Raw genomic sequence first — 16,235 nt, 5'->3', positions numbered from 1 at the left:
GGCGTGCTCCAGGGCCGCATCGCCCTTGCGCAGGAACTCCGGCGTCCGGTCGATCGCCCGGATCGTCGGGGTCACCGGGCTCTCCTCCCGCACGGTGGGCGGTTCCGCGGCGGGCTCCTCAGCCTGCTGCCAACGGTCGGACTGAGCGTTCACGCGGCACCGACTGGCCGTGTACCGATAGGTCCGCACCCCAAGCTTGTCCCGTAAACCGCCTGCGTGGGATCAGGCTTGGTTGCGGTCCGGTGAGGCTACGTACTCCAGCCACTTGTCCACCACGTCGTGGGACTCGTCCAAGGCCGGATCGCGACTTCCATCAGGTGCGTATGCCGGAGACCGGTCTGCGCGCAGTGGCAGGTGGGCGCAGTACCAGGCCCGCTTGGCGCCCGCTCGCTCCGCGTCCGTACCGGTCCGTAGATAGTTGAGCAGCGCCGCCATGACCCGGCGCCGTCCGAATGCGTACAGCGCCGGCTCGACGAACCAGCGGCAGAAGCTGGGGTCCGGGTCGTAGACGGCTGCGGCCATCAATGGCACGAAGAACTCCTCGGGGAGGCTGGCGCGTTCGAGAAGTGGCTTGCGCACTGCACGGGCCAGGTGTCGCGCCCGTCGGTCTTCCGGCACGCCGGCCGCGTAGTCGATGTTCAGCAGCCGAGCCACCTCGGCTGCTGATGACAGGAATGTGGGTGCTTCTGCCTCGTAACGCTCTTCGCCGGCCATGGGCAGCATTCTGGGCCTGAGCCCGGAGATCACAGTGTGGCTAGAGTGATCACGGCGTCGGTGCGGTCCTGGACGCAGACCGCATCATTGATCACCTCGGTCCGCTGTTGGCGCTCAGGCAGCGGAGCCGGTTCCGCAGGGACACCGTCCTCATCGTCGACGGCACCCTGGTGCCCACGCGCGAACACCCGGTGGCCGAGTAGTCGAAGAACTATCGATACTCCGGCTCGCTCATCAGGTCGTGATCGATGCCGATACCCGCCGGGTCGCAGTCGTCGGCCGGCCCCTGCCGGGCAACCGACGAACTTGGCTACTGGACCGCCGGATCGATCGTGTCGTACACGACCGCGGCGCGGCTGGGACGGAGCGTCAAGGTGATCGGCTCCCCCCCGGCCGCGCCGGGTCCACGACGTAGGTCAGCGGGTCGGCGCCACCCTCAGTCGTCCGTCTTCTTGCACGTGCTCGCCAGGTCGCCGGTCGCGCCGTTGCCCGACGTCGCGGGCGCCACGCTCGTCGGCTCGTCGTCGCCGGCGTCGAACTTGAAGAACCAGCTGCACATGACGGGCTTCGAGGGCTGGCCCTTGGTGTAGGTGACCGGCTGGGCGAGGAGCCCGCCGAGCGTCTCGTCCTTCACCTGGTACATCGCGTCCAGCACCGCGGCACGGTCGACGGTGGTGGGCTTGGCATCCTCGAGGGCCTTCTTGAAGAGCTCGAAGCTGGACCAGACGGCCGTCGCGTTGCCCGTCTGCCAGGCGCCGTCGGGGGAGTACTTCGCCATCGCGTCGCGGTAGGTCACCACGGCCGGGTCGTCTGCCCACCAGGGGAAGCCCTCGGTGGTGCCATAGGACTTGAAGCCGCTGATCTTGCCGAAGGCGGTCTGGTCGAACCCGGAGTTGGCGGTCAGGAAGCGGCCGGTGTAGCCCTGCTGGAGGCAGTCCGCGGCGAAGCGGGTGCCGGTCGTGTAGCCGATGTACATGGCGATGCTGTCGGTGCCCTTGCGGATGAAGGACAGGCAGGGCGCGGTGTAGTCGGAGGCGGAGGCGGAGACGAGCTGGGTGCCGACCGGGGCGACGCCCAGCGTCTCGGCATAGGCCGAGCCGTTCTCGCTGTTCAGCTGGCAGTTCGCCACCTCGGCGCAGACGGCCCAGCCGAGCTTCTTGGCACCGGTCGCCTTCGCGACGTCGGCATAGGCCTGTGCGGCGTACTCGGCACCGGACACGTCCTGGAAGAGCCCCGGCACGGTGGTCCACGGCACGTTCGTGGCGCCGTTCGCGCTGATCACTGCGACGTCGGTTCCCTTGAACGTGTCGCTCATCGCGGACTCGGCGACCAGGTCCGTCATGAAGACGGCGTCGACGTCGGAGTCCGTCATGAAGCTCTTCACCACCGCCGTCGCACCGGGAACGGTGTTCTTGGTGTCCGTCGTGGTGATCTCGACGGGATGGCCGAGGATGCCGCCGTGGGCGTTGGTGTACTCCTGCCAGGCGTGCGCGACGGCCTTGCCACTGAGCCCGTTGCTGGCCTGGGCCCCCGACATCGAGGCGGCGTACCCGATCTTGATCGGGGTCCCGCTCAGGGCCGCCGCCGTGCTTCTCGCGCCGTCCTTCGCCTGCGTGGCGCCGGACGTGTTGTCGGAGCCACAGCCGGCGAGGGCGAACGTCGCCACTGCCGCCAGGCCGCCGACGATCTGCGCTGTTCTCCTTCGACCGTTCACCTTCACGCTTCTCCTCGCGTTCTGTCCGCCTCACTACGGCGGTGAGGCGTCGAGGGGCAGGCTAGGCCCATGATCCATCTATGTCCATGGTAAGAAGATAATTAGAAATAGATTGCAGGGCCTGGCTCGGCGGGAGATCAGATCCGGTAGCCCTGGCCCGGCAGCATCGGGATGCCGTAATGCCGTAGAGCTCGCCGGCCACCCCGAGCGAAGAACTGCCCTCCTGGAAGGAGCAACACAACCGAGGGCACAAGCAGGTCAGGGCTCGCCCTGCGGTCATGAGAACGAGGAGCTGGGCAAGGCTCCGATCAGGTCCTGATTCGCCCCGGACCGGCATCGTGGAGCCGTTGCTGTCCACGGCGCTGACGAAGAAGTCCCGTACGTGGACGCGCTGGTCGCCTGGTGGAGACGATCAGCGTAGCTGTCGCCAGGGCATATGCGAGTGGTTCGACATGCACGGCACGCAGGCCGGCTTGGTCCAGTGCGTGCAGCAACGCTGCCGGCAGCCGATCCGCCCATTTCCCTCGCTGCCGCTCGAGTAGGTACGAGATCAACCGGGTCAGGGGGCGTGGTCGGCCGTTGCGGGTGGCGACAGCGCTTGGGAGCTTCGGCAGGACATCGGATATCCGAGCGTCGGCGATCACCACGACGCCGTTGGAAGTGGTGACTCGGCTGAGTTCGGCCAGCCCGAGGCACGGATCTTGCCAGTGCCGTAGCGCCAGCGTGGTGACGACGAGGTCGAACGTGTCGCTGCTGAACGGGAGAGCCTCGGCGCGAGCTTGGAAGTACGTGGGCGGCGCGGACGTGGCGGCCCGTTGGATCATTGCGGCCGACGGGTCGATGCCGATCACCGGTACGCCTGGGAAGAATTGAGCGCAGGAGCGGGCAAGGCGTCCGGTACCGCAGCCGATGTCCAGGATCCGGTTCGGTTGGGGGACGCGGCGGCGAGCGTGTGCGAGCACCCTGAGGTGCACGGGTTCGTACAGAACACGCTGCAGCGAACTTTGATCGTAGTACGGCGCCCAGTGGTCGAAGCCTGCCTGCCGGACTGTCGGCTCCGCGTCTTCGCCGGACGCCATGGGTGGATCAATGGAGGGCGCCATGGTCCAGCTTCCCATCCGATCCGCGTGCCACGGGCGCGGATCCCGGCCCCGGCTGCTTGTCTGGTAGGTCCCCGTGCTGTCAGCGAGCGGGCTGGGACGGGAGGGTGTCGGGGGTGGCACGATCGGCCCTGGCAGCGTCGGCGAGGGCGGCGGCCGCGGCTTCTGCGGCCTGGGCCGTGTCACTGGCCGCCTCGGCAGCCGCGCCGTCCGCCGGCTTTTCGCGGGTGGCTGGTGACTGCGGCAGCGCCTCGGTGAAGGCGCGGGATACGCCCTGGAGTGCCGAGGTCACCTCGCTGGGGATCACCCAGAAGGTACTGCCCGAGCCCTGAGCGAGTTGAGGCAACATCTGGAGGTACTGCCAGGCGAGCAGCTTGGGGTCGGGGTCGTTGCGGTGCACGGCCTGGAACACCTCGTCGATGGCTCGCGACTGGCCCTCCGCCTGGAGGATCGCAGCGGTACGGTTGCCCTCCGCACGCAGGACCGCGGCCTGCTTGTCGCCTTCGGCGGTGAGAATCTGCGACTGGCGTTGCCCCTCGGCAGTGAGAATCGCGGCCCGCTTGTCCCGCTCGGCCCGCATCTGCTTCTGCATCGCGTCCTTGATGGTCTGCGGAGGATCGATGGCCTTGATCTCCACACGGTTCACCCTCAGACCCCACTTGCCGGTGGCGTCGTCCAGCACACCCCGGAGCTGGCTGTTGATGGTGTCCCGTGAGGTGAGGGTCTTTTCCAGGTCCATGGAGCCCACGACATTGCGCAAGGTCGTGACGGTGAGCTGCTCGACCGCCTGAAGGAAATTGGCGATCTCGTAGAAAGCTGCTCGTGGGTCGGTGACCTGGAAATACAGGACGGTGTCGATCTCGACGACCAGATTGTCCTCGGTGATGACCGGCTGCGGCTTGAAGGAGACGACCTGTTCCCGCAGGTCGATCAGCGGATGAACACGGTCGATGAACGGGATGACGAGGCTCAGCCCAGGATTCAGGGTCCGATGGTAGCGGCCGAGTCGCTCGACATTACGAGCACGCGCCTGGGGGACGATACGGACCGCCCGCGTCACAGTGAAAATCGCAAACAGCGCAAGGAGCAGGCCGACAATCAAGAACGCCAAGGTTTCCATGGTTTCAGTCCCGGGGGTAGACGATCGCGGTGGCGCCGCTGATCTCTATGACGTCGACGGTCTTTCCGGGAGGAATCACCAGCGTCTCGTCGTAGGCGCGGGCCGTCCATTCCTCGCCGTCGATACGGACCCTGCCGCCCAGGCCCGTCACCTCCGCGACGACATAGGCAGGCTTGCCGACCAGTGCGTCCACGCCGAATCGCACGACTTGAGGCTGGAGCACGTGGCGCAGCGCAATGGGGCGCAGGAACAACACGGTGACTGTGGCGACGGCGGCGAACACCAAGAACTGGAAAGGCAACGGCAGCCCGACCGCGGCGGACCCTGCCGTGACCACCGCGGCCGCACTCAGCATCCCGAGCGCGGCAGTCAGGGTGAAGACCTCCGCCACAGCCAAAGCAGCTGCGATGATCAACCAGATCAGCCACAGATCCATTGCGTGCCTCTTCTGACCGGTGCGGGTGCGGAAGGGCTTGACTCCCACCACAGCCCACGGCACCCCAAACGGCTACTCGACCCTTTACCTCTACTTTACCCACGAAAGGGAGATCGCTACTCCCGTAAGAGCGAGTCAATCTGTTGTGATCTTCCGCAAGGGTCGGCAGGGAGACGCTGCTGCCGGCCGGTCGCCCAACTACAGCAACGCCCCTTCAGGTTCGGTCAGGGGCATGCGGCTCGTCGTCCAGCCCCGTCGCCGTAGCGGTGGCGGTGATTCTGCGGTAGGCGGCTCGGGCGTGGGCGATGCGGGCCAGGGCCGTGCCGACGAGTGTGGCCGTGAGCAGGCAGGCGAGCCAGGAGGTGTCGCGGTGCCCGATCCAACTGAGGGTACCTGCGGGCGGGATGGCGAAGCCGTTGAGGAACAGCCAGCACAGTACGGCCGTTCCGGGGGCTGCGGTGAAGCTGGCGCAAAAGCCGAGTAGCGCAGCGAGTAGGGACAGCACGGTGAGGGCGAGCCCGGGACGGTCGGGGCCCACGGTGGTGTTGAGGAGGAACACCAGGACCAGTGCGCCGCCGAAGGCCGTCGCCCACACCAACGGCGTGGCCACGGGCCGGGGGACGGGCCGAGCCCCAGTGCTGAGGGACACCCACTCGATCATGTTCACGTTTCCTTCCGGTCCTTTCCGGCGCCAAGAGCAAGGGACGCCGGTGGCATCGGCGGCTGCGGCGAGTGGACATGTGGACCCATGGGGACAGATTGTTTCACCGGCTTGCATTTGGGCTGCGTGGGCCACCTTCGGTGCTCGGTAGGGTGACACCTGGCAGTCGATGAAGAAACAGCCAAATGAGACAGTCGGACAGGAGGACGGCCGTGGGGGCTGCACGTATGGGCAGTACGCCGTTGCCGGGGATCGGGGTCCGTTACGACCTGACCACGCGGGAGCAGCGACGCCTGTCGGTGGTCGCGCACCGGGACGGTTCGCGGACCTTGAGCGCGTACCGCGAGGACGACCCGGATACTTGCGCGCTGTCGGTGCAGCTGGCCTCGGGGGACGCGGAGGCGCTCGTCGACGCGCTGATGCCCGCGCATCGCAGCCCGAGTTTGCTGTCGACGACGGAGCTTGGGCTGGTGGCTGAGCGAATCGAGTTGTCCGCCACCTCGCACTGGAGTGGGCGGCTGCTGGGTGATACGCGCATGCGCACGGAGACCGGTGTGTCGATCGTGGCGGTACTGCGCCGGGCGGAGGCGATCCCCTCGCCGGGGCCGTACTTCCGTCTGGCCGGCGGCGACACCTTGATCGTGATCGGCACACGCGAGGGCGTGCAGGCTGCCGCCGTGATACTCGGTCGAGAGTGAGCCGCGGCGCACTCCTCTAGCATCTTCTTGATCGAGTTCGGGGCGATCATCCTCGGGCTGGGGCGCTGCTGAGCCGGTTCGCCCGGCGCCACCAGTTCTTACTCGGACGTCCTCAGCACGCTGGACCGTCGGAGCGCGGTGGTCACTTGTCCTGGATGCGCGCGTTGTTGATAGCGGCTTGGAGTTGCAGCCAAGTCGGATCTGTTGCGGTTGCGGATGTCACTGTTTCCAGATCACCTGATTCCCAGGTGCGGGTTCCGTCGGTTACGACGAGATGCGTCTCCAGGTCGCCGTCGTCAGGAATCTCGGAGGTGGCGTCCAAGAAGGCTGCTGCCGTCGACGTATCGCTGCTGGTGCTGTGGGTCTTTGCGGAACCGGCAGGCACGGACAAGAGCACGAGGTCGCCTCCACCACTGGCGATGACGAACTTGCCTGTCATCGTGGCGCCCATCGCGGACACCGGGGAGCCGGCCAGCACGTCGTGCTCGACCGCTTGCTGGGTTTCGAGGTTGACTTCGACGAGAGTCCCAGTGGGCGTTCCGACCCAGAGCACACCAGGTTGGGATCCGAACGCAATGTTGTGTCGCGACCAGGCGCGCATCTGTTCAAGCCACTCTTGCGGGTATGGGTAGCCCGGGCTGGGTTCGCCGAGAGTTGTCGCCAGAACGATGTGAAGCGAAGGAAACTCGAATACCTCCAGCGAATTGTCGTATGCGTTGCCTCGAATCGCGAGATGGCGTCCGTCCGCGCTGAAGATCGGCTTCTCGTAGCCGTCGGCATCCAATATCAACGCGCGGCGAAGCACTCGCATCGCCGCAGGCGCGGTCTCGTGAGCGACCCGCGCGAAGAGTCCGAGCGTCGCGCCTTGATCGCTGGCGAGCGTGGCCACCAATCCGCCGGCGGGATGCTCCGCAACGCCGGTGTCCCAACGTGGGCCGGCGCTGACGGTTCCCGAAGCGAGGTCGAGTACGTCGGAGCTCTCCCATGCGCTGTCTTCATCGCCCGACGACGGCGATGCCCACAACGTCCGACCGTCCGGGCTGAATGCCAGACTGCGGTAGGAGGCGGTGGGTGGAAGACCCTCCACGTCGGAGAGCCCGGCAGGAGTCCACTGCACCACCCTGTCCTCGTCGGCCACGACGAGCAGCGGCAGGTCTGGATGCCATGCCACAGCGGGTGTCCGCTCCGTCCGGTCCCAGCCGACGGCATCGCCATAGGCCCTCGACTCGGCGCCAATGGAGCCGAGTTCGTGTAGCCGGTCGGCCTCGCAACCCCAGACGTGGACCGCAGGACGTTCGGAGTCCCAACCAGCAACCAGGGGAAGCCGCGGATGGCATGCCAATCGCTCGACCGGATGCCCGCTACTGACCCGCACACGTGCCACGACCTCGACCTCGACCTCAACAGCATTCACTCTGACACCGTAGTTCCCGGTGGTTCGTACGGCGAGGTCTGACCGGCGTGAGGCCCGGTCGGTCGCCTTGCTCGACGGGAAGCCGGTTCACAAGGGTCTGTTCGGCCAGTCGAGCAGCCGGGCTCCGAGCACCGCCGTCTGCAAGGTGTAGCGGTGAGCGGGGTCGGTGGGGTCGCAGCCCGTCAGCGTATGGACGCGCTCCAGCCGGTAGGTCAGCGCGCGCACGCTGAGTGACAGCTGCCGGGCGGCCGCGGCTGCCACGCAGCCGGTGTCGAAGTACGTGGTGAGAGTGTCCAGCAGCGGCTGCGCTCCGCCGCGCGCGTTCGCCAACGGCCCCAGAGTGTGGCGCACCAGGTCCACCAGAGCCTGCCGGTCCCGGGCCAGGACAGGGAAGACCAGCAGGTCGCAGGCGCGCAGCAGCGGGTCGTCGAGGCCCATGCGCTGGGCGACGTCCAGGGCATTGAGGGCCTCCTCGTAACTGTGGCCGATGCCCACGGTGCCGGTCCGGGGGCGGCCGATGGCGACTTGGCTGGCGCCGGTGGCTGCGTAGACGAGCTCGGAGAAATGGATGAGGACGTCCTGCTGGTCACCGGGGGCGACGCACACCATGTGCCCGTCCTTCGTGGTGAACAGGATCCGGCGGCTCTCGAATCGTGCGAACAGGTCGTCAGCAACCTGCCGGGGGACGGGGTCGGTCTCGTCATAGGTCTCCGGTCCCTTGGCCACGGCGACCGCGTGGCCGCGGGACAGACGCAGCCCGAACCGTTCACAACGCGAGGCGAGTTGACCGGGGTCGCCGCGCCCGTGCAGCAGGTCGTCGATGAACTCACGCCGGGCCGCCTCCTCCTTGCGCACGACAAGCCGCTGCGCCCGCTCGTATCCGTCGGCGAAGGCATCGACCGCCTGCTCTATCACGGTCAGGACATGGTCCGCATCGGCTGCCGTGCGGCGACGATCGCGGCCGGCTGTGATGTGGGCGCGCACGAGAGCACGCCAGCCGTGCCCGGCCTCGGCGGCCCAAGCGCCCAGAGCGCGACGGGACTCGATCTCATCGCGGGTCAGGCGGCGGCCCGTGGCGGCGGCGTCCGTGAGGATCGCCTCGAAACCGTCGAGGAACGTCTCATCGGCAGTGTGGACAGTCACGTCGTTTCCCCTCGGTTCGGATGTCGTCACGCGTGCGTATCGGGCGCGGTGCCGGGGAGAGCCGAGGCCTTTGCGATGCCGCACCGTCGCGCCCCGCTCTTTCGAATTCACTGGTTGGCATGAGTCGTTGCCTCGACGGGTTCGGCCACCACAGTCGCATCCAGCGGCTTCTGCCGGGTGCGCGTCATGCGGTGGACGAGGGGCTCGGTCCAGCGGGCGGTGAGCGGGCCGAGGACGACCAGGGTCAGGACATAAGCGGTGGCCAAGGGGCCGATCCGCGGTGCGACGCCGACGGCCAGACCGGCGATGACGATGGAGAACTCGCCCCGGGCGACGAGGGTTCCACCCGCCCGCCAACGTCCGTTGGCCGAGACACCGGCCCGACGGGCGGCCCAGTACCCGGTGGCGATCTTGGTGAGGGCGGTCACGACAGCGAGGGCGAGTGCGGGCAGGAGAACCGGTGGAATGGCGGCGGGGTCGGTGTGCAGGCCGAAGAAGACGAAGAAGACGGCGGCGAACAGATCCCGTAGCGGGGTGAGGAGATTGCTGGCTCCTTCGGCGACTTCGCCGGACAGGGCGATGCCGACGAGGAAGGCACCGACGGCCGCGGAGACCTGCAACTCCTGTGCGATGCCGGCGACGAGGAGGGTCAGGCCGAGCACGACCAGCAGCAGCATTTCCGCGTTGGCGGAGGAGACCGCACGGCTTATCAGCCGACCGTGCCGCAGCGCCGCGTACAGAACGGTGCCGACCGTGCCGAGGGCGATCAGCAGGGTGACGGCACCGCCCGCCAGGCTCACCCCGGCGAGGAGAGTGGTCAGAATCGGCAGGTACGCCGCCATGGCGAGGTCTTCCAGGACCAGGATGCCGAGGATCACCGGTGTTTCGCGGTTTCCCAGCCGGCGCAGGTCGCCCAGGACCTTCGCGATCACCCCGGAGGAGGAGATCCAGGTGACGCCGGCCAACGCGACGGCGGCCACCGGGCCCCAGCCGAGCAGCAGTGCCATCGCGGCGCCGGGGGCGGCGTTGAGGACGAAGTCGACCGCGCCGGAGGGGTATTGGGTCTTGAGGCTGGTGACGAGTTCGGAGGCGCTGTATTCCAGGCCGAGCAGGAGTAGCAGGAGGATGACGCCGATCTCGGCGCCGGTGGCGACGAACTCCTCGCTGGCCTGCAGCGGCAGGATGCCTCCGTGGCCGAAGGCGAGCCCGGCGAGCAGGTAGAGGGGTATGGGTGAGAAGCCCACCCGTCCGGCCAGGCGGCCGAGCAGCCCCAAGGCGAGGATGATCGCCCCGAGTTCGATGAGCATGGCGGTGGTGTCGTGCACGGGCGTCAGTCCTCCGGTTCGGTTCGGCGACGGCGTCTGTGCCTTCTCGGCAACGGGCGGCGAGTGTGCGCCGCGGTTGGGATGGGCGGTGCGGCTGAGTGTGCGGGAATGCTCGGTCAAAGGGGGCCAGGCGTGACCGGGGTGGTCTCGGCGTGCTGATCCGCCGTGTGGCAGGTGCCCGTCCGTACTTGGAGAGCACCGGGGCGGCAGGACGCTGGTCGCGTCGCTGACAACCCAAGGTTTACCGGCCTGAGCAGTTCGACTCAGTCAGGGCATCGTGAGTGCGTCGGGCGGACCGTCGGGTCAGCTGCTGAGACCGGTGCTACCCGGATCGGGCACGCTGTCGCGAGCTGTGTTGTCGATACGCGCAGTCCTGACAGCCGCTGCGAGCGGGCGGCAGCATGCCCGTGCACCGGAGTGGGCAGCTCGATCCATGTCACGTCCCCCCCATCGCACCGGGTTGCAGAAGTACCGGGAAAAGCAATTCCCGCAGAATGAGTGCTCGGTCGCTCAATAGAGCACCCTGGCTCGGCAATGGAGTTTACCGTAAGACTAACGGTGCATTGGGATCTTTTTACCTACATACCAGTAGTAACCGGCGTACGGGTCGCGGTGATTCGGCGCTTCGACGTCCGCCCAGCGCTGAACGTGTGGGGCTGACTGAGGGTGACGACGGTCGGGGGCGGCAGCCGTAGGGACCGCGCCACGCAGGCCGGCCCAGGAGATGAACGCCTGCTTACCCTACGAGATCCCGCGGATGGGCAACAGGCAGGCACCGACCGAAACGGGACGAGCAGGCGGCAGCCGGAGAACGCGTGCTCCTCGTCGGTCACCCCGATGAGCAGCATCACGACCGCGCCGTCCAGGACGGCGGCGCCCCGGTGCACCCACTCCGTCGCGATCAGCACGTACACGGCAGCGAACACCGCCACCGTCAGCCACGCCGTCACACTCACGGAGCCGCCTCCCTTTCGCCGCACCCGCCTGGGCCCGGGCACGGTGACGTTCTTGACGCCTGGGGCACTGATTTGACCCTGATGCACCGTCAGGACTACGGCCTGTCCAGCGGATCAAGTGACTACTAGGCTGCGACGATGGACCGAGTCACGGATGTGCCCGAGGGTCTCGCCCAGTCTGCAGATCCGGCCCGGGTGAATGACTATGACAGTTTCGCCGAGGCGTACTCGGCGGAGAACGAGAACAACCTTGTGAACGCGTACTACGAGCGGCCCGCGATGTTGGCCCTGGCCGGAAACGTGAGCGGCCGTCGGATCCTGGACGCGGGTTGCGGCTCCGGGCCCCTGTCCGCTGCACTGCGCGACCGCGGCGCGGTCGTCACCGGCATCGACGCCAGCGCCGGAATGCTGGCGCTGGCGAGGCGGCGGCTCGGTGACGATGTAGCCCTGCACGTAGCCGACCTGAGTGGCCCTCTCCCGTTCGGCGACGGCACGTTCGACGACGTGGTCGCGTCGCTGGTGCTGCACTACCTGGAGGACTGGGGGCCGACGCTGACCGAGTTGCGGCGCGTGCTCAGGCCCGGCGGCCGGCTGATCGCGTCGGTGGACCACCCTTTCGTGGCCTACGCGATCCAGGATCCTCGGCCCGACTACTTTGCGACCACCAGCTATACCTTCGACTGGACGTTCAACGGGCAGTCCGCCCCAATGAGGTTCTGGCGCAAGCCACTGCACGCGATGATTGAAGCCTTCACCACCGCCGGCTTCCGTCTCTCCGTCATCAGCGAGCCCCAGCCCGACCCTGCCGCCCGTGAGCTGTTCCCCGACGGCTTCCATGACCTCTCCACCAAGACCTGCTTCCTGTTCTTCGTCGTTGAGGTACCGCCGTCGGCTACCGGTTCGGACGACTAGCCAGTCGCGGACCAAGAGCGGAGCCAGAGTCGGATCGAGGCGACGATTACGGTGCCGTGGAACAAGTAGGCGCGTTTGTCGAACCTCGTGGCCACAGCCCGGAAGTTCTGCAGGGCGTTGATTGTCCGCTCCACTTCGTTCCTGCACTTGTAGATCCTCTTGTCGAAGCCGACGGGTCGGCCGCCCTTGCTGGCACGGGCTTGTTGCGCTGGGACGAGTACGCGTTATCGCCGCCGAGGTGGTCGGGCTGTGTGCGCGGTGCCCGCCGCCTGGCTTGTCCCGAAAGAACTGCGCGACCGCCTGCTGTAGGCGCTCGGTCGCGGGGGCATGGGCGAGGTGTGGGCCGCGCGCGATCGCACACTACGCCGCGACGTCACCCTGATGCTCCTGAGAATCAGCCACGCCGCGCACCCGGGACGGGACCAACACGCCAGCAGACGTCGGCTGTTACCTAGCCTGGACGTGCGCACCGCGCGCAGCGGTCTCAAAGCCCGGTGCACGAGCGCCTTCCGTTTCTCTGACAACGCGGCATGCGGCAAGCGGACGTTCGCCGAGCACCTGAGGATGCCGAACTCCGACCCGTGCTACTTCGTTTACTCGCGTCCGGTACAGGCTCGTGGCTGCGGCGGTACGGTCGCAGCACCGGAGGTCTACTTGAGGGGCCGGGATGCTGGAAGCGGCTTTGGCGGCACTGGCTGCGGCGGGCGGCACCGCAGTGGTTCAGTCGGCCGGGACCGACGCGTGGCGGGCGTTCCGGTCGCGGGCGGCGCGGCTGCTCAGCCGGGGCGATCAGACGCGCGAAACCGCGGAGCTGCAACGGTTGGACCGGTCCGCGGCGGCCCTCGAAGTAGCGTCCACTGACGACCCGCAGGCCGCGGAACACACCAGGATCGCCCAAGAAGCGTCGTGGCAGACCCGGTTCGAGGCTCTCCTGGAAAGCGCGAGCGATCCGCAGGAGCGCACTCGACTCGTTGAAAGCCTGCGGGAGTTGATCGCCGACCACTCCGCACCGTCGAGCGACCGCTCGTTTTCGGGCAACACCTTCCACGGGCCGACCGCGATCCAGGTGGGCGACAACAACCAGCAGGACAACCGCTTCGGACCACTGGAGTGACCACTCCCAGCGACCCGGACGACCAACAGCCGGGAGGCACCAAGAACACCTTCCACGGGCCGGCGGCCGTCCAAAGCGGCGACCACAACGTCCAGCACAACTACTTCGGGCCGGACGAGGGACCCCTGCGGACGCGGTGGCTGGAGAGGTACCTTGCGGCGGCCCGGCTCTCCGTCCCAAATCGTGGGTACCCCGGGCTGGACCCCGGGACGGCCAGGCTGCACGGGCGTACGTATGTGCGCCAACGGGCCACGCGGATCCCACAAGGCGTCGTCCTGGGCGAGGGGGGCGCCCCCGAATCGGCCCAGGCATCGCAACTCGAAGCGGGGACAGGCTTCGTCCGGGGAGATCCGATCTCGCCGGGCATGATGGAGGCCGTGGCCGCGGTCGCAGGCAATACGGTCTACCCCGGCGAGAAGCCCGATGCACAACGCCGCCCGGCCGTCGCGGGCTCGCGGGAGGTCCGTGAGACGGTCCCCGCCGAGGACGCCCTGGCCGGGGAGCCACTCTGCATCCTCTTCGCCGGCCCGGGAGGCGGGAAGTCCAGCCTGCTGCAAGCCTGTCTCGCCGACGGGGTGGAGCGGTGGCTCGCCGACCGGACCCGCGACACGGTCCCGGTGCTGGTGCCCGCCGGGGCACTGACAACGGCGCCACTGGCGGACGCCCTCGCCGACTTCCTCAACAAGGACCTGACCGGGCTGACGCAGGCTCTTCCCCCTGAACTGTTCAGCGCGCCGCCATGCCCCGGAGCCCGATGGCTCGTGCTGGTCGACGCGTTGGACGAGGTCTCCGACCCGAATGCCCGGCACGTCGTCCTGGACCGCCTACGATCGATCACGCAAGCGAACGGTGACGTCTACCGGTTCGTCATTGCCACGCGCCCCCTTGCGCACGGCGAACTCGGCGCAATGGGCACCGAGACATCGTGCTTCAGACTGGAGCCGTTCACCGCCGAAGACCTGCACCAAGTGGCCCGGGGGTGGTTTGCGGACCTGCCGGACCCGGACGCCGTAGCGGACCGGTTCGTGCGAGCCGCCGACCGCACCCGGCTGGCCGAGTTGACCCGAATCCCGCTGATGGCCTCGCTGTTGTGCCAGCTCCATCGCGAGGCCCCGGACGACTACCTGCCCACCAGCCGCGGTGAAATCTACGCGTCGTTCGTCGCCCTGCTCCACAAGCGCCAGCACTCTCCGCACAGTGCGGACGACCCCGGCCGGCTGCACGCGGGCCTCGACACCTTCGGCCCCGACGCCGGCCGGCGCGCCGACGAGTTCCTGGACCGGTTGCAGGATGCGATCGCCTGGATCGCGTCAGAGCGCCGTCGAGGTGACGGACGCCCGGCCCTCGACATGCTGGAGTCGCTGCCGTACGGCCGGCGGCCGGCACGCGTGCCGCAGAGCGAGTGGCGCACCTTCCTGGACGGCTGCCTCCAACAGAGCGGACTGATGACCGTGCGGGCAGGTGACCACGTCTTCCTCCACCACACCTTCCTGGAGCATCTGGCCGCCCGGCACGCCGTCCGCGCCGCGCCCGCGGACGCCCTCGACAGCGTGTTCGCCGCGACACGTTCGCTCAGATTCTGGCGTTGGGGACACACACCGCAGGACGCGTCCTACGCGGGCTTCGTCCTGGACGCGCTCGACCTCGATGCCCCTGAGACGGTGAAGGTCCTGCGCCGTGCCGTCCGGCGGGGAAAAAGCAGCGGCTGCTTGTTCCTCGCCCGGCTGGCCTGGCTGGGAACACGGCTCCCCAAGGAGATCACGGATTCCGCTGCTGATCGGCTGCGCCGGGAGACGGCCAGGATCATGATCAGCCCTGACCGCAGTCTGATCACCCCGGCCAACGCAGTCGCCTGGCTGACCGCGGCCAGGCCCACCGACCTGCTGTACTCCCGGGCGATGGACCCCGGCCTTGACCCCGGCTTCCGGACGTCGGCAGCCCTTGAACTGATCGAGGCGGGCGACGAACGCGGCGCCGGCGTACTCGCCGATATCGCCGGCGACACCCGGTTCTTTCCGGACGACCGCGCCGCTGCGGCCAAGGAACTCCTCTGGCGCGACGACGCGAGGGGTTGGAACCTGCTCGCCGACATCGAATGCACACGCCAGGACTGGTGGCGCCGCCGCGAGACAAGCCAGACCGCAATCCTGGTGCGCATGTGGCGGTGGGTGAAACCGTCCCGGGGCCGCGCACGGCGAGCGGCCCCCGAAGACCCTTTGCCGCTCCGGGCTTCGGACTACCCCCACGTCCTGGTCTACCGCAGCGCGGTCGCCGCGCATCTGGGGGAGGCCGGAGACCCGGACGGTGCCGCGCGGGCCCTCGTACTCCTGCTGCCAGACCTGACGGACGCTCTGGGCCCGGACCACACCGAAACCTTGGCCGCACGCAACAACCGCGCCATCTTCCTCAGCAGGGCCGGCGATCTGCATGCCGCGGTCGCCGCTTTGGCCGACCTCGTGGCAGACGAAGTCCGCGTGTACGGCCAAGACAGCGCCCGCACCTTCGTCGCCCGCTGCAACCTCCCGAACGTCCGTGGACGGTCGGGAGACCCGGAAACCGCGGCCACCGAACTCGCCCGGCTCCTCGACGACCAAATCAGAGTGCTCGGTGAACACCACCCGGACACGGCCGACATCCGACACGACCTCGCACACTGGAGGAACGAGTCCCGACAGCCACCCCCCTTACCGGAAGGCCCGGCACCGCCCCAGACCTAGAGAAGGGCTGGTCGCGTCGACTTGCCGCCTCAACGCCGCACGTTTGATTCGGCGCAGACCGTATTCGGCTGCCCGAGTGGGAGGGATGGCATAGGGGCAGGCGCTACGAGAACCGAAGGCCCCGCGGGTCGGCCTTCTTGGTGTGCTTGCACTGCAGCACGAATGGCCCATGCGGAATGTCCAGGCCTATCGCCGGGCTTGGTCGGCGGCT

The 16,235-nt window shown here is 68.0% G+C and carries 13 protein-coding genes and 2 pseudogenes; 5 read left to right on the top strand and 10 right to left on the bottom strand.

From position 1 onward, the window contains the following. Positions 1-222: 222 nt before the first annotated feature. Positions 223-714, bottom strand: coding sequence for a hypothetical protein (locus AB0I54_RS21130; RefSeq protein WP_363297592.1), 492 nt, complete (start codon positions 712-714; stop codon positions 223-225). Between the two features lie 74 nt (positions 715-788). Here AB0I54_RS21130 and AB0I54_RS21125 point away from each other — a divergent pair. Then, positions 789-1,015, top strand: a pseudogene (locus AB0I54_RS21125) (IS5/IS1182 family transposase); the annotation flags it as partial. Between the two features lie 135 nt (positions 1,016-1,150). Here the strand turns inward: AB0I54_RS21125 and AB0I54_RS21120 are convergent. The 5 genes from AB0I54_RS21120 to AB0I54_RS21100 all read right to left on the bottom strand — a co-directional run bounded on the left by AB0I54_RS21120 (position 1,151) and on the right by AB0I54_RS21100 (position 5,745). Continuing rightward, complete coding sequence (locus AB0I54_RS21120; RefSeq protein WP_363297591.1) at positions 1,151-2,434, bottom strand: ABC transporter substrate-binding protein; 1,284 nt, start codon at positions 2,432-2,434, stop codon at positions 1,151-1,153. 302 nt (positions 2,435-2,736) lie between these two features. Further along, a complete protein-coding gene (locus tag AB0I54_RS21115) occupies positions 2,737-3,507 on the bottom strand; it encodes a methyltransferase domain-containing protein (RefSeq protein ID WP_363297590.1) in 771 nt (256 codons plus the stop codon). Positions 3,508-3,610: 103 nt separating this feature from the next. Then, the gene (locus AB0I54_RS21110; RefSeq protein ID WP_363297589.1) at positions 3,611-4,648 is read right to left on the bottom strand and encodes an SPFH domain-containing protein; all 1,038 of its coding nucleotides are present in this window, start codon (positions 4,646-4,648) and stop codon (positions 3,611-3,613) included. Between the two features lie 4 nt (positions 4,649-4,652). Continuing rightward, positions 4,653-5,084 carry an NfeD family protein gene (locus AB0I54_RS21105; protein ID WP_363297588.1) on the bottom strand — a complete coding sequence of 144 codons (432 nt, stop codon included), beginning with the start codon at positions 5,082-5,084 and terminating at the stop codon, positions 4,653-4,655. Between the two features lie 214 nt (positions 5,085-5,298). Continuing rightward, the gene (locus AB0I54_RS21100) at positions 5,299-5,745 is read right to left on the bottom strand and encodes a hypothetical protein (RefSeq protein WP_363297587.1); all 447 of its coding nucleotides are present in this window, start codon (positions 5,743-5,745) and stop codon (positions 5,299-5,301) included. Positions 5,746-5,972: 227 nt separating this feature from the next. On the opposite strand from AB0I54_RS21100, the gene AB0I54_RS21095 reads away from it, so the two are divergent. Further along, a complete protein-coding gene (locus AB0I54_RS21095; protein ID WP_363297741.1) occupies positions 5,973-6,443 on the top strand; it encodes a TrkA C-terminal domain-containing protein in 471 nt (156 codons plus the stop codon). 142 nt (positions 6,444-6,585) lie between these two features. On the opposite strand, the gene AB0I54_RS21090 is transcribed toward AB0I54_RS21095, so the two are convergent. From AB0I54_RS21090 to AB0I54_RS21080, 3 genes are all read right to left on the bottom strand, one after another. Next, a complete protein-coding gene (locus tag AB0I54_RS21090; RefSeq protein ID WP_363297586.1) occupies positions 6,586-7,857 on the bottom strand; it encodes a hypothetical protein in 1,272 nt (423 codons plus the stop codon). Positions 7,858-7,944: 87 nt separating this feature from the next. Then, entirely contained in the window at positions 7,945-9,000 is a 1,056-nt protein-coding gene (locus AB0I54_RS21085) for a helix-turn-helix domain-containing protein (protein ID WP_363297585.1), read from the bottom strand. Positions 9,001-9,107: 107 nt separating this feature from the next. Then, positions 9,108-10,325, bottom strand: coding sequence for a cation:proton antiporter (locus tag AB0I54_RS21080; RefSeq protein ID WP_363297584.1), 1,218 nt, complete (start codon positions 10,323-10,325; stop codon positions 9,108-9,110). Between the two features lie 1,094 nt (positions 10,326-11,419). On the opposite strand from AB0I54_RS21080, the gene AB0I54_RS21075 reads away from it, so the two are divergent. Further along, complete coding sequence (locus AB0I54_RS21075; RefSeq protein WP_363297583.1) at positions 11,420-12,193, top strand: class I SAM-dependent methyltransferase; 774 nt, start codon at positions 11,420-11,422, stop codon at positions 12,191-12,193. Here AB0I54_RS21075 and AB0I54_RS21070 read toward each other — a convergent pair. Next, positions 12,190-12,452 (bottom strand): annotated as a pseudogene (locus tag AB0I54_RS21070) (IS5/IS1182 family transposase); the annotation flags it as partial. The gene AB0I54_RS21075 and the pseudogene AB0I54_RS21070 overlap by 4 nt on opposite strands. 408 nt (positions 12,453-12,860) lie before the next feature. Between AB0I54_RS21070 and AB0I54_RS21065 the strand changes: the two are divergent. Together AB0I54_RS21065 and AB0I54_RS21060 are read left to right on the top strand one after the other, a co-directional pair. Further along, positions 12,861-13,307: a hypothetical protein gene (locus AB0I54_RS21065; RefSeq protein WP_363297582.1), complete on the top strand. Its 447-nt coding sequence runs from the start codon at positions 12,861-12,863 to the stop codon at positions 13,305-13,307. Further along, positions 13,304-16,024 carry an NACHT domain-containing protein gene (locus AB0I54_RS21060; protein ID WP_363297581.1) on the top strand — a complete coding sequence of 907 codons (2,721 nt, stop codon included), beginning with the start codon at positions 13,304-13,306 and terminating at the stop codon, positions 16,022-16,024. The genes AB0I54_RS21065 and AB0I54_RS21060 overlap by 4 nt, the downstream gene beginning before the upstream one ends. Positions 16,025-16,235 lie beyond the last annotated feature (211 nt).

The sequence above is a fragment of the Streptomyces sp. NPDC050625 genome (assembly GCF_040654755.1).
Lineage (GTDB): Bacteria > Actinomycetota > Actinomycetes > Streptomycetales > Streptomycetaceae > Streptomyces.
This window is presented reverse-complemented; position numbering and strand designations above follow the sequence as displayed.

What these genes read in the sequence shown, in the direction of transcription:
- AB0I54_RS21065 (WP_363297582.1), top strand. Translation starts at nt 12,861, where the DNA reads ATGCTGGAAGCGGCTTTGGCGGCACTGGCTGCGGCGGGCGGCACCGCA.
- AB0I54_RS21110 (WP_363297589.1), bottom strand. Translation starts at nt 4,648, where the DNA reads ATGGAAACCTTGGCGTTCTTGATTGTCGGCCTGCTCCTTGCGCTGTTT.
- AB0I54_RS21075 (WP_363297583.1), top strand. Translation starts at nt 11,420, where the DNA reads ATGGACCGAGTCACGGATGTGCCCGAGGGTCTCGCCCAGTCTGCAGAT.
- AB0I54_RS21105 (WP_363297588.1), bottom strand. Translation starts at nt 5,084, where the DNA reads ATGGATCTGTGGCTGATCTGGTTGATCATCGCAGCTGCTTTGGCTGTG.
- AB0I54_RS21100 (WP_363297587.1), bottom strand. Translation starts at nt 5,745, where the DNA reads ATGATCGAGTGGGTGTCCCTCAGCACTGGGGCTCGGCCCGTCCCCCGG.
- AB0I54_RS21115 (WP_363297590.1), bottom strand. Translation starts at nt 3,507, where the DNA reads ATGGCGTCCGGCGAAGACGCGGAGCCGACAGTCCGGCAGGCAGGCTTC.
- AB0I54_RS21095 (WP_363297741.1), top strand. Translation starts at nt 5,973, where the DNA reads ATGGGCAGTACGCCGTTGCCGGGGATCGGGGTCCGTTACGACCTGACC.
- AB0I54_RS21130 (WP_363297592.1), bottom strand. Translation starts at nt 714, where the DNA reads ATGGCCGGCGAAGAGCGTTACGAGGCAGAAGCACCCACATTCCTGTCA.